The following is a 12,794-nucleotide window of genomic DNA, read 5'->3' as shown; positions in this document are numbered from 1 at the left end:
GTGTATCCAGCCCCCCTGGCCCGCGGATGACAGCCGGGAGTAGGGCATGGATTTGCATCTGGAACAATCCATCATCGAGCTGAAGGAGCTGCTGCGTCTGGACGACCGCGACGGCATCCAGGAACTGCTCGACTACACGCGTGTGCAGGACATCGCGCATGCGCTGATGGAGCTGAACGACGACGACCTGTGCGCGGTGTTCAACCTGCTGGAGCCCGGGCGCAAGGCGGATGTCTTCTCCTACCTCGACACCCCGCACCAGATCCGGCTGCTCGAGGCCTCGCCGAAGGACGACGCCCGCTTCATCCTCTCCGAGATGGAGGCCGACGACCTCACCGGCCTGCTCCAGACCCTGGATCCGGAGACTCTGCGTAGCTACCTGCGGTTGCTGCCGTTTCGCGCCATCCGCCGCGCCCTCAAGCAGCTCAACTACCCGGAGGACTCTACCGGTCGCGTGATGTCCCCGGACGTCGTCGCGGTGGATCCCGACTGGACGCTCAAGCGCGCACTGGCCTTCATCCGTCGCAACGCGGACGAACACTCGAACAACGTGATCTTCGTGGTCGATCAGGACCGCGTGCTGCTCGCCGCCGTGCCGATCCGGCACTTCCTGCGGGCCTCGGCGGACAGCCCGGTGCGCGAACTGCTGGGCGAATCCGACCCGATCACCATCGGGGTATCCGAGTCGGCCGTGGAGGCCGCCCGCAAAATCCAGCACTACGACCTGGAAACCCTGCCCGTGGTCGGCGAGACCGGCGAGCTACTGGGGGTGATCACGGTCGACGACGTGATGGACGTGCTAGAAGCCGAATCCACCGAGGACTTCCACAAGATCGGGGCGGTCGGGACCCTCCCGCTTTCGCCACAGGATGCGAGCCCGTTCCTTTTGTACCGCAAGCGCGTGGGCTGGCTGATCGGTCTGGTCGCGTTCAACACCATCGGCGCGCTGATGATCTCGCAGTACGAGGAGGCCATCGAGGCGCTGGTGGTACTGGTCTTCTTCCTGCCGCTGATTATCGACTCCGGCGGCAACGCGGGTGCCCAGAGCGCCACGCTGATGGTGCGCGCCCTGGCCACCGGCGAGGTCACGTCCAAGGACTGGCTGCGGTTGTGGGGCAAGGAGCTCGGCGTGGCCGTCGGGATCGGCGTGACCATGGGGCTGGCCGTATCCGTACTCGGGCTGTGGCGCGGCGGGGCCGACATCGCCCTGCTGGTCGCGATCGCGATGACGCTGATCGTCGCGTTCGCCAGCATGGTCGGCATGCTGCTGCCGTTCATCCTCAGCCGCCTGAAGCTGGACCCGGCCACCGCCAGCGTACCGCTGATCACCGCGATCGCCGACCTCGGCGGCATCATGATCTATTTCTCCCTGGCCGTGGCAATGCTCGGCCTGGCGACTCCGTAGGGGACTGACCGATGAGCCCGACCGACGACGACATCCAGACCCTGCCGCAGACGCTCAAGACCGCGCTGGACCAGCCCACGGAGGATTCGCTCCAGGGGCTTTGCGACGCCCATGCAGGCGCCGACCTGTCGGACGCGCTGGAGGCCCTGCCGGAAGACCGCATGCTGGACTTCTTCCGGCGTCTCGACGTGTCCTGCACCGCCGATGTCTACGCGCACCTGGAGCCCGACCACCAGACGCGCGTGCTGCACGCGCTCGACGAAGACCATGCCAGCCGGCTGATGTCGGCGCTCTCCTACGACGACGCCGCCTCGGTCCTGGAAGGCCTGCACGACGACCACGCCGAATCCCTGCTCGAGACCATGCCGGACGACGACCAGGAGGCGCTGGAGACTCTGCTCGGCTTCCCGGAAGAAAGCGCCGGGCGCCTGATGACGCCCGAGTACGCCACCGTGCAGCCGGACTGGTCCGTGGGCGAGGCAATGGACCACCTGCGCGAACACCACGAACTGGCGGAGACCCTCAACACCATCTTCGTGACCACGCCGGAGGGCGAACTGCTGGGCTGGGTGCGCCTGAAGGAACTGCTGCTGTCGCGCCCCACCACCAGCGTGCGCGAGCGCATGCACACCGATGTCGTCAGCATCGCGGCCGAGGAAGACCGCGAAGAGGCGGCCCACCGCATCGGGCATTACGACCTCGACGTCCTCCCCGTGGTCGACGACAACGGCCACCTGCTCGGCATCATCACCGTCGACGACGTGATGGACGTGCTGCGCGCGGAGACCACCGAGGACTTCCACCGCATGGCGGCGGTCGGCGACATGGTGCTCTCCCTGCGCGACGCCAGCATGAGCCTGCTCTACCGCAAGCGCATCGGCTGGCTTCTGATCCTGGTCGCGGTCAATATCTTCGCCGGCATCGCCATCGGCTACTACGAGGCCGCGATCGAAGCCGTCGTCGCGCTGGTCTTCTTCCTGCCCATGGTCATCGCCTCCGGCGGCAACGCCGGGGCCCAGGCCGCCACACTGGTCGTGCGATCACTGGCGGTGAACGACATACAACTACGGGACTGGTGGCGCCTCGGCGGCAAGGAAGTCCTGGTCGCCACCGCGCTGGGCGTCACCCTCGCCGCCGCCATCTGGGTCTCCGGTAACTGGCTGGGCACCGTGGAGGTCGCCAACGCGATCGCCCTGGGCATGTTCTTCGTGATCGTCTTCGGCTCGCTGTTCGGCATGCTCCTGCCGTTCGCCCTGACCCGCTTCGGCATCGACCCGGCCGTGGCCAGCGCCCCGCTGATCACCTCCGTAATCGACATCGTCGGCATCCTCATCTACTTCGGCGTCGCCGTCGCCGTCCTCGGCCTCTGACCCCAGCAACCGAAGGCACGACACCCCACCACCGCCCCCGTAGGATGCGATGAGCGCAGCGAATCGCATCAGGGTTAACCCCGACGTGGTGATGGTGCGTTTCGCCCGGCTCAACGCACCCTACGAATCGGTTTGCATTCCCGAGGACAGCACCACGCTCCCCGCCCCGTCATGGCGAGGCCCCACAGGGGCCGCGGCCATCTCCGAACGGAACCCCGGCCCCAGTCATCCCGTCCGCAGCGAAGCGAAGAGCCGGGATCTCCGCCCCCAGCCGAAGCTCAGGGCCTATCCGCCCGCCACAACACACCGCAACCCCCAACACTGACAATGTGCGTCAGTTCACATGACAAAAATGGTCACATGCGCCCTGTCACACAGTGACCAAACCCGTCATACTCGAAGCATCAGGCGAGCCAAACCCGCCTGGCTACAGGGCTTTTCGCGAAATCGGACGAGTTGGCACCCGCCTTGCATCGGCTTGGACGGATGCCGCTGGGCGGCGCTCCGTCTTCCGTCACACACCAGGGAGTAACAAGATGCAGAAGAAAACCACCCAACAGGGTTTTACGCTTATCGAGCTGATGATCGTTGTGGCGATCATCGGGATTTTGGCGGCGATTGCGATTCCGGCTTATCAGGATTACACCGCGCGGGCTCAGATGTCTGAGGCGCTGAACCTATCCGGTGGGCTCCGTACAGCAATGGTCGAAGATTTCACTTCCACGGGCTCGTGGCCGGCCGATGACGATTATGCCATCGGCACAGGCGGTGATGACGGCGAAGCTGCTGGACGCTATGTCAGCACCGTAACGCATTCGGGCGCAGTTGTGACCGTGACTATGATTGACGATGCGCCAGTCAACAATGCGATCCGAGGTGGCCAAATGCTACTGACGGCGCAAACAACTGATGCTGGCGATCGAGTTACCGGCTGGACTTGCTCCTCTGGTGACGACATGGAAGATAAGTATCTTCCTAGCAGCTGCCGTGATGACTAAGTAACTGAACGTCAAGCTTAAAGGGGACAGATTTATTTTCCCCTCCCCGGACCCCGGCCTCGAGCCGGGGTTTTCTTTGGACCTGTGGGACACTCGGACCTGTGGGACACCCACTTTCCTCCCAGTTGTCATAAGCCCGATTCGCCGACACCAGCGAAACAACTAACTGGCGGCAGACTCCACACTCCCACTCCGCTCTTTCCCCCCAGGGCCACTAGCCTTCCGCCGGTGTGTTCGCCGTGGCGTGTTATGCCTTGCCAGACGACCGGGATAGCCCGAGGGTCCGCGGCTAATCCGCCTCGCCAAATGCACTCGCAAGTTAATGTACATACAATAATTTGATAGGGATCGAGTTTGACGCAGACAAGGACGCTGCGAACCTGGCGAAACACGGGGTCTCACTCGGCGATGCCCTCGGGCTCGAATGGGATACGCTCCTGGCCATGGAAGACCGACGGAAAAGCTACGGCGAACGGCGAACGTTCGGGTACGCCTTGATGGGCGAACGCTTGTATTGCGTCGTATTCACCGATCGATCATCCGTGCGGCGGATCATCAGCCTGCGCAAAGCCAACAACCGGGAGATTGTGCGTTATGTCCAAATCACTAACGCTACGTAGCGGTCGTCGGGTCGTCTTGAACGACGCCGACGAAGAGTCGTCCATTCAGGCCGGAATCGATGCGGACCCAGAGACCCGGGAACCTTCCGAAGACGAGACGAAAGCCCTGCGACGCGTGGGTCGCCCGCCTCTACCTGTGACTAAAGAGCGCATCACGATCCGTCTGTCGCCCGACGTCGTGGAGGCATTCCGCGCTACAGGAAAGGGCTGGCAAACGCGAATGGACTCGGCTTTGAAGGACTGGCTCAAGGACCATAGCGCGACGTCTAATAGTCGTTAGTGCCCGGCTGCGGCGGCGGCCGCGGTATGGCATGACCAACTGACATCGCGGTGGCATCTGCGGCACACCCACTTTCCTCCACGCTACACGGCCCCTCGGTCAGGCCCCGGATAACCGCTGCGCGCTTTCCGGGATGGCTACTGGATGCAGCGCCTTCAGGAAATGATCAGAGACGACCGCTCGCGGGGCACCGAGACTACGACGACACCGCTTTGCGGCGCCCCCAGGGGCTCCAGGCTTGTGACCAGATATTGCCGGGGCACAGAACGCAAAAGGGCCGCCCGCGGATTCCCTTCCCGGACGACCCTCTAGGGGCTTCCTTGCCCCAGGGCACAATCTAGCACGAGCCTCGTGGATTTCCAGCTGCACACCGAAGAGGCCGCCGAACGGTCGTTTTTGCGCCATAGGCGGTACTTTTGGATGGAATAAACTGCGGCATCGTAGGACACCCACTTTCTCAAGACAGGCCCTTGCTATCGCGGCTGATCGCATCTAGGTTCTGAATCGTCCGATTCCATGGAAGGAGTCCACAATGACCCAACCCCGCTCGTCCCTCGTCTCCGTCGAGGACACGCCCTGGTACCACGTCGTTTCACGCTGCGTTCGGCGCGCGTTTCTCTGCGGCGAGGATCGCGTGTCCGGACACAACTTCGAGCATCGCCGCGAATGGATCGAGACGCGGATCCTGGAGCTGGCCGCGATCTTCGCCATCGATGTGGCTGCCTATGCCGTGATGAGCAATCACTACCATGTGGTGGTACGGCTGGGCCCTGAACGCGCAGCCTCACTGGACACCGAGTCCGTCCTGCTTCGCTGGACGCGGCTGTTCTCGGGCCCCGAATTGGTCAGGCAGTATCTGTCTCCACGTCGGAAAGCGATGTGCGACGCACAGTTACGCCGGGTCGAGGAGTACGCCCAAACGTATCGGAACCGGCTGGCAGATCTGTCGTGGTTCATGCGTGTGCTGAATGAATCCATCGCACGACAGGCCAACGAGGAGGAAGGCGTCAAGGGACGATTCTGGGAGGGGCGCTTCAAGAGTCAGGCCCTGCTGGATGACGCAGCCGTGCTGGCGGCCATGAGCTACGTGGACTTGAATCCGGTCCGTGCCGGGATGGCCGAAGCCTTGCACGAGTGTGACCACACTTCGCTGAAACGGCGTATCCGCCCGGAGGCCGAGGATGATTCGGCGTGCGCGCCCAGCAACATTTCCCACCGTCCCGGGGCATGCAGTGCACCGGGGACGTTACGCCCCGAAATTGAGCTGCGATCGCTTCCCCGCGCGCCACTGATGCCGTTTGATGCAAGCGGCCAGTTCGAACCGGCGATCCCATTTGCGTTCGAGGATTACCTGGAGCTGACGGACACATTGGGGCGCTGCGTACATCCGACGAAACGAGGATCGATTCCCGCGCACCGCCCTCGCCTGCTCGACCAGCTGGGCATGGATGCCGAAGCCTTTATCCGGCGATCCAGCCGTCTATTGCGCGCGTTCGGCTCGGCCATTGGCGCACCGGAGCAGTTGGTGAGCCTCGCCGAACGTCGACAGTGCCGCTACCTCCGAGGAATCTCCATGGCGCGGGCGCTGTTCGCCCGCCCTGCTGCTTGAACCCGAGCGCAGGACGTCGACTTGGCATGGATGAATTTCGGTTGTTTGGGCCGCTCGCGGCCGGTTCGATCCACGTTGTTCCGCGGCACTGTTGGCGAGTTAGGCCTTAGTGGGGCTCACGTGGGCCCCAAAAGAAAGAGCCACCCGGGCTTCCGTTCCTGGGCGGCTCTAGCGAAGGCATCCCTGCCTTCGCGGTTGAAAGTAGCACATCGTTTGCCAATTTCTAGATGTATTTCCCGTTTTTCGTCGAACGGCCCTATGCGCCGACTGAGCGGTACTTCCTCCAACAGAGCAACGATTGTTTTATCTTTCGATTGCAGGCTGAACACCAGGCAATGCGCTTAGCCTAGCTCTGCTGAAGAATCAGGGGAGAGTGCGGCGACGGACATGGCAGCGACGTCCCTGGCGCATTGCCCCGGAAGCCGTTGCCCCCGAGATGTGGATAGACACTAAACCGGAGTCACCGTCACTGAAAGGGCGTCAGCAGTTGCACAGGGACTTTGCGGGGCACCCAACCCAAGGCCCAGGCCTCCGCGGTGGATCAACCGGACTCGGCGGGCTTGCATGCGTGAATCTGCACGACAGCACCACGGCCCGTATGAAAAACACCTTCAACCACGTCACGCTCGACCTCGACCGCATGAATGAACTCAAGGCCGGTCAGTTCATCACGCAGCTCTGGCAGATTCATCATAAGTGCCTCGGTAGGCGGTCCCCCGGTTCCCAGGGCCAGTTGCGCCGGCGTATACCCCTCCAGAATGAAACGCCCGCCAGGCCTCAAGCCAGCGACCGCCTCCCGATGTAGCCGACGCCGAGTATCGGGCGGCAGATGGCAGAAAATCGAGACGACAAGGTCCCAACGGTTCGGCTGGATACTGTAGTCGGTCAGATCCGCGACTTCCGTCCGGATCGCGACATGACGTTGCGTCGCAAGACGCTCGGCCTTCTCCAGACCTACTGACGAACTATCCACCGCCAGCACACCGAACCCACGTTCGGCCAGAAAGACCGCGTTTCGTCCCTCACCTTCGGCCAGGCAAAGAGCTTTCCCAGGCGGAACCCCCGAGATCTGCTCGGCCAGGAAATCGTTCGGCCGAGTACCGTAGACATACTCATCCGTGGCGTACCGTTCATCCCACATCAATCGACTCCACCCGTTGGTTCCTTGCCCTCAAGTATGTGCAGGACACCCACTTTGTGGGCGAGCACCTGCCCTGCGCAGCTAAGGGACACCCACTTTGTGGGCGGGTTCGCGGCTGCCAGCCAATTGCCGGAAAGCGGAGTTTCGCCTACTCTTGCACGCCTTTCCGGACTGGTCCACGGCGAGCCCGCCGCGCCGCCGAAATGTCGAACCACCAGCGAACCACCAGAGTCCAGAACCGCCATGAGCGCACCGACCTCGCTACGCCAGCGCCTCGAGCATTTTATCGAAGCCCGTCTCACCCAGCGCGCAATCATCGCGCTGATCCTGCTGAACGCCGTGACGCTTGGGTTGGAGACGTCCGATACCGTAATGGGCTGGATGGGCCCGGTGATCCTCACGGCAGACGCCGTCATCCTGTCGATCTTTACGGCCGAGGTACTGGCCAAGCTGTTTGTCTATCGCCTGAGTTTCTGGCGCAACCCCTGGAATGTCTTCGACTTCTTCGTGGTGGGGATCGCACTCATCCCGGCCTCCGGACCGTTCTCGGTATTGCGCGTGCTGCGACTGCTGCGCCTGGTATCGATGGTGCCCAAACTGCGCTTTATCGTGGAGGCGCTCCTGCGGGCCATCCCCGGGATCGTGTCGATCATGGGCCTGCTGGTGCTGATCTTCTACGTGTTCGCGATCATCGCGACCGGGCTGTTCAGCGACTCGTTCCCGCAAAAATTCGGGACGCTCGGGGCCTCGATGTACAGCCTGTTCCAGGTAATGACACTGGAAGGCTGGTCCGAAGACATCGCACGCCCGGTGATGGAGATCTACCCCTGGGCCTGGGCGTTCTTTGTGCCATTCATCCTGATCGCCACGTTCACCGTGCTGAACCTGTTCATCGCGATCATCGTGGACGCGATGCAGCGCATGCATGATCGCGCAATCGAGATCGAGCAGCAGATGATCCATGACAGCGTGCACGAGGAGAACAAGGCGCTGCACTCGGAGATCCACGAGCTGCAGCAGGAGACGGTCAAGCTTCAGGAACGCCTCATCCGCATGCAGAGCATGCTGGAGAAGCGGGTGAAGTGACGGCCTGACGGGGGACGGCGTGCGCACGGTTCGCGTGCGAGCACGCTCCCACACGGTCCGGGATGCCCTTGCCCTCGGGGCCCACGGAAATCCGTAGGATGCAATGAGCGCAGCGAATTGCATCAATGCCGCGTCGCGCCTGCGACCGGTGCGTTTCGCGAGGCTCAACGCACCCTACGCGTCCTCGAACGCGCAGGGGCCGCTGGATCAGGCGCTGGCGGCGGCCGGCTCGGCGGTGCGTTCGCCCAGGCGGCGGCCGGTCGCATTGAGCACGGCCTGCAGCGTAGCGGCGGTCGTGTCCTCGCCCAGCGCGACACCGACGGAGCGCTCGCCGTCGACTTGCACGTCCACCGCGGCCATGGCGCGCGCCTCGGTGCCCGACTCCATCGCGTGCTCGTCAAAGTGGCTCACCTTGACCTCGACCCCCCGGTCGGCCTTCATCGCGGCGGTCAGGGCCTCGACCGCGCCGTGGCCCTCGCCCTGCAGGCGCGACTCGCGCCCGGGCGGGCCCATGGTCGCGTCCAGCCGTACCACCGGGCCTTCCTTCTCGATTTCGTAGCGCACCAGATCCCAGCCGGCGACCGGCGTCAGATAGTGCTGCTCGAACAGCTCGTGGATGCGCTGCGAGGAGACCTCGACCTGCGAGGTCTCGGCGTCTTTCTGCACGATGCGGGCGAACTCGATCGCCAGCCAGCGCGGCAGCTCGATGCCGTAGTCGCGCTCCAGCACGTGGGATACCCCACCCTTGCCGGACTGACTGTTGATGCGCACAACCTCCTCATAGCGCCGGCCCAGATCGCTCGGGTCGATCGGCAGGTACGGCACGTTCCAGTGGCCACCCTTCTCCTTGTAGTGCGCCAGTCCCTTGCGGATCGCATCCTGGTGGCTGCCAGAAAACGCGGTGTACACCAGCTCGCCGGCCCACGGGTGGCGCGGATGGACGGGCATGTCGGTGCACTCCTTGTACACGTCCATCAGCCGTTCCATGTCGGACAGGTCAATGGTCGGGTCGATCCCCTGCGAATACAGGTTCATGCCGACGGTGACCAGGTCCATGTTGCCGGTGCGCTCGCCGTTGCCGAACAGCGTGCCCTCCAGACGGTCGGCCCCGGCCAGCAGGCCCAGCTCGGCCGCGGCCACGCCGGTACCGCGGTCGTTGTGCGTATGCAGCGACACGCAGAAGTGCTCGCGGTACTGCACATGGTCGCAGAACCACTCGACCTGGTCGGCGAACACGTTCGGCGTGGCCGACTCGACCGTGGCCGGCAGGTTGATCACGACCTTCTGGCCCTGGTCCGGGCGCCAGATCGCGTTCACGGCATCCACGACCTCGACCGCGTAGTCCAGCTCGGTGGTAGAGAAGCTCTCCGGCGAATACTGGAAGATCCAGTCCGTCTGCGGATACTTCGCCGCATAGTCACGCACCCAGCGCGCGCCGTTCTCGGCGATGCCGCGGATGCCGGCACGGTCCATGCGGAAGACCTGCTCGCGCTGCGCCGGGTTGGTGGAGTTGTACACGTGCACCACCGCGCGCGGCGCGCCCTCCAGCGCGGCGAAGGTCTTCTGGATCAGATCCTCGCGCGCCTGCGTCAGCACCTGCACGTACACGCCCTCGGGGATCCGGTCCTCCTCGATCAGACGGCGGGTGAAGTCGTAGTCGATCTGCGAGGCGGAGGGGAAGCCGATCTCGATCTCGGTCAGACCGATATCCACCAGCACCTCGAAGAAGCGCATCTTCTGCTCGACGCTCATCGGGTGCACCAGCGCCTGGTTGCCGTCGCGCAGGTCCACCGCGCAGAAACGCGGCGCAACCGTGGTGCGCTGCGCCGGCCAGCGGCGGTCCGCCTTGTCGATCGGCGGGAACGGGGCGTACTTGGTGTGATCGAAGGCCATCTTGATTCTCTCCTGGGGCCGCGGCTTTCCGTCGCGGCGATTGGTCCACTTGCACATTATCCTAACGAATTTGCGCGGACAGAACCTTGCTTTTTTCGCATATAGCGGGAGATAAGAGGCTGTTTATTGCTTTAAATAGCCTATCTGGCGCAATATTCCACCATGGAACCGCGACCGCACAAGCTCGACCGCTTTGACCGTCACATCCTGGAGATCCTGCAGGAGGACGCCAGCCTGTCGAACCAGGCCCTCGCCGAGCGCGTGGGGCTGAGCCCCTCGCCCTGCCTGCGGCGCGTTCGGGCACTCGAGCAGGCCGGCATCCTGATCCGGCGCGTGGCCCTGCTCGACCGGCGCGCCCTGGGGCTGGAACTGACCGCGCTGATCCACATCGGCATGGACCGCCACACCCCGGAGCGCTTCGCACGCTTCGAGGAGGCGATCGCCAGCTACCCCGAGGTGCAGCACCTGTATCTGATCACCGGGCAATCGGCGGACTACATGCTGCAGGTCGTCGTGCCGGACATGGACGCCTATCAGGACTTCCTGCTGCGGCGGGTGACCCGGCTGGAGGGGGTGGATTCGGTGCACTCGAGCTTCGTCCTGCGCCGGGTGGTGGACCGCACCTCGCTGCCGCTGGACTACATCCGCGACTGACGACGGGCCGCGACCCTCCCTCCGAAACGGCTCCGATGGCTCAGCGCTTCCCTCAGCGCCCGCCGAACTGGGGCAGCAGACGCGCGGGCAGCAGGTGAATGAGGATGAAGCCCAGCATCGCAGCGACGACGATCGTCGGCCCGGTCGGGGTGTCGTACTGGAACGAACCCCAGACGCCGACGAGCACCGCCAGCATGCCGATCACACCGGCCAGGAACGCCATTTGCTCCGGCGTCGACGCGAAGCGCCGGGCACTCGCGGCCGGAATGATCATCAACGCCGTAATCAGCAAGACGCCGACCACCTGCATCGCGGCCGCGATCACCAGCGCGATCAGCAGCATCAGCCCCAGGCGCACGGCCAGCACCGGCACACCCTCGACCCGCGCCAGTTCCTCGTGCACCGTCAGCGCCAGCAGCGGTCGCCAGAGCAGCACCAGCAGCAACAGCGCAATGCCGCCGCCTATGGCAATCGCCAGCAGGTCATTCGTCCCCACCGCAAGGATGTCGCCGAACAGATAGGCCATCAGGTCCACCCGCAGGCCCTCGATAAAGGTGACCGCCACAATCCCCAGCGACAGCGCGCTGTGCGCCAGGATCCCCAACAAGGTGTCCGAAGCCAGCTCCTGACGGCGCTGCAGGATCACCAGCAGCACGGCGATCGCGACACAGACGATGGTCACCATCAGGTTGAGATTCGTCCCCAGCAGGAACCCGAGCGCCACCCCCAGCAGGGCGGAATGCGAGATCGTGTCGCCGAAATAGGCCATACGCCGCCAGACCACGAAGGCACCCAGCGGACCGGCCACGGCCGCCACCATCAGCCCTGCCAGCACCGCGCGGAACAGGAAGTCATCCAGCCAGGCTTCGATCATCGTTTCGGCGTTCCCTGTCCGTGATGGTGGGCGTGGCCACAGCCGTGCGACCCGCCCGTTCCGTTGTCGTCCAGATCATGCACCTCGCCGTGCAGGTCGTGGACATGGTTGTGGTCATGTTTGTAGATACCGATGCCTTGCACATCGGCGGTGGGGAACAGGCGCTGGTACTCCGGGTGGCGCGAGACCTCCTCCGGCCGGCCGGTACAGCAGACATGCTGGTTCAGACAGATCACGGCATCTGCACCCGCCATGACCAGATGCAGGTCATGCGAGACCATCAGCACCCCGCAGCCTGTCTCGCGCCGAATGTCATCGATCAGGCGAAAGACCTCGCCCTGCCCGACGATATCCACGCCCTGCGCCGGCTCGTCCAGCACCAGCAGATTGGGCCGGTTGAGCAGCGCCCGCGCCAGCAGCACTCGCTGCATCTCGCCCCCGGACAGGGATTGCACCGGCTTGTCCAGCAGGTGCGGGACACCCACCCTTTCCAGGTGCGCCAGCAGCTCGGCCCTCGGCGCGCGCTGGCGCAGCGTCAGAAACCGCCGCACCGACAACGGCAGCACCGGTTCGATCTGCAGGCGCTGCGGCATGTAGCCGATGCGCAGCCCGCGCCGGCGCTTCACCTGCCCCCGCGTCGGCTGCCACAAGCCCAGCAACACACGCAACAATGAAGTCTTGCCCGCGCCGTTGGGGCCGATCACCACCGCGACCTCGGCCGGCGGGATCTGCACCGAGACCCGGTCGAGAATCAGCTTGCCCCCCCGCTCCAGGGAGATATCACGGGCGTCCAGCAGCGGGCTGTGGTCCGATTCCGGTGCGGACATGGTGGCAGGGCTTCCCTTGTTCATGTTGATATACTAT

General features: G+C 64.2%; 12 protein-coding genes. 8 read left to right on the top strand and 4 right to left on the bottom strand.

Annotated elements, in window-relative coordinates; all coding sequences use genetic code 11:
* The first annotated feature begins 46 nt into the window (after window positions 1-46).
* The 6 genes from mgtE (F791_RS0108990) (at window position 47) to F791_RS0108970 (ending at window position 6,282) form a co-directional block, all read left to right on the top strand.
* A complete protein-coding gene (gene mgtE, locus F791_RS0108990; RefSeq protein WP_018995206.1) occupies window positions 47-1,405 on the top strand; it encodes a magnesium transporter in 1,359 nt (452 codons plus the stop codon).
* 11 nt (window positions 1,406-1,416) lie between these two features.
* On the top strand, window positions 1,417-2,775 hold the full coding sequence (mgtE, locus tag F791_RS0108985) for a magnesium transporter (protein ID WP_018648972.1): 1,359 nt from the start codon (window positions 1,417-1,419) through the stop codon (window positions 2,773-2,775).
* A gap of 536 nt (window positions 2,776-3,311) precedes the next feature.
* Window positions 3,312-3,773: a pilin gene (locus tag F791_RS0108980; RefSeq protein WP_018994199.1), complete on the top strand. Its 462-nt coding sequence runs from the start codon at window positions 3,312-3,314 to the stop codon at window positions 3,771-3,773.
* Between the two features lie 341 nt (window positions 3,774-4,114).
* Window positions 4,115-4,393: a BrnT family toxin gene (locus F791_RS0108975; protein WP_026182176.1), complete on the top strand. Its 279-nt coding sequence runs from the start codon at window positions 4,115-4,117 to the stop codon at window positions 4,391-4,393.
* Window positions 4,368-4,673: a BrnA antitoxin family protein gene (locus F791_RS13510; protein ID WP_081622311.1), complete on the top strand. Its 306-nt coding sequence runs from the start codon at window positions 4,368-4,370 to the stop codon at window positions 4,671-4,673. Before F791_RS0108975 ends, F791_RS13510 begins: the two co-directional genes overlap by 26 nt.
* A gap of 532 nt (window positions 4,674-5,205) precedes the next feature.
* Window positions 5,206-6,282, top strand: coding sequence for a transposase (locus tag F791_RS0108970; protein WP_018994200.1), 1,077 nt, complete (start codon window positions 5,206-5,208; stop codon window positions 6,280-6,282).
* A gap of 541 nt (window positions 6,283-6,823) precedes the next feature.
* Here F791_RS0108970 and F791_RS0108965 read toward each other — a convergent pair.
* Window positions 6,824-7,423, bottom strand: a complete 600-nt coding sequence (locus F791_RS0108965; protein WP_018174802.1) for a bifunctional 2-polyprenyl-6-hydroxyphenol methylase/3-demethylubiquinol 3-O-methyltransferase UbiG — start codon at window positions 7,421-7,423, stop codon at window positions 6,824-6,826.
* A gap of 243 nt (window positions 7,424-7,666) precedes the next feature.
* On the opposite strand from F791_RS0108965, the gene F791_RS0108960 reads away from it, so the two are divergent.
* Complete coding sequence (locus F791_RS0108960) at window positions 7,667-8,509, top strand: ion transporter (RefSeq protein WP_018137932.1); 843 nt, start codon at window positions 7,667-7,669, stop codon at window positions 8,507-8,509.
* A 207-nt stretch (window positions 8,510-8,716) separates the two neighbouring features.
* Here F791_RS0108960 and F791_RS0108955 read toward each other — a convergent pair whose 3' ends face one another.
* Window positions 8,717-10,402 carry a 2-isopropylmalate synthase gene (locus F791_RS0108955; protein ID WP_018174801.1) on the bottom strand — a complete coding sequence of 562 codons (1,686 nt, stop codon included), beginning with the start codon at window positions 10,400-10,402 and terminating at the stop codon, window positions 8,717-8,719.
* Window positions 10,403-10,564: 162 nt separating this feature from the next.
* Here F791_RS0108955 and F791_RS0108950 point away from each other — a divergent pair, with 162 nt between their 5' ends.
* Window positions 10,565-11,056, top strand: a complete 492-nt coding sequence (locus F791_RS0108950; protein WP_018174800.1) for an Lrp/AsnC family transcriptional regulator — start codon at window positions 10,565-10,567, stop codon at window positions 11,054-11,056.
* Window positions 11,057-11,108: 52 nt separating this feature from the next.
* Here the strand turns inward: F791_RS0108950 and znuB are convergent, their stop codons facing one another.
* The gene (gene znuB / locus F791_RS0108945; protein WP_012983078.1) at window positions 11,109-11,930 is read right to left on the bottom strand and encodes a zinc ABC transporter permease subunit ZnuB; all 822 of its coding nucleotides are present in this window, start codon (window positions 11,928-11,930) and stop codon (window positions 11,109-11,111) included.
* Complete coding sequence (gene znuC / locus F791_RS0108940; RefSeq protein ID WP_012983079.1) at window positions 11,927-12,757, bottom strand: zinc ABC transporter ATP-binding protein ZnuC; 831 nt, start codon at window positions 12,755-12,757, stop codon at window positions 11,927-11,929. Before znuC ends, znuB begins: the two co-directional genes overlap by 4 nt.
* Between the last annotated feature and the right edge of the window lie 37 nt (window positions 12,758-12,794).

The organism is Thioalkalivibrio sp. ALRh (assembly GCF_000381425.1).
Taxonomy (GTDB): Bacteria; Pseudomonadota; Gammaproteobacteria; order Ectothiorhodospirales; family Ectothiorhodospiraceae; genus Thioalkalivibrio.
This window is presented reverse-complemented; position numbering and strand designations above follow the sequence as displayed.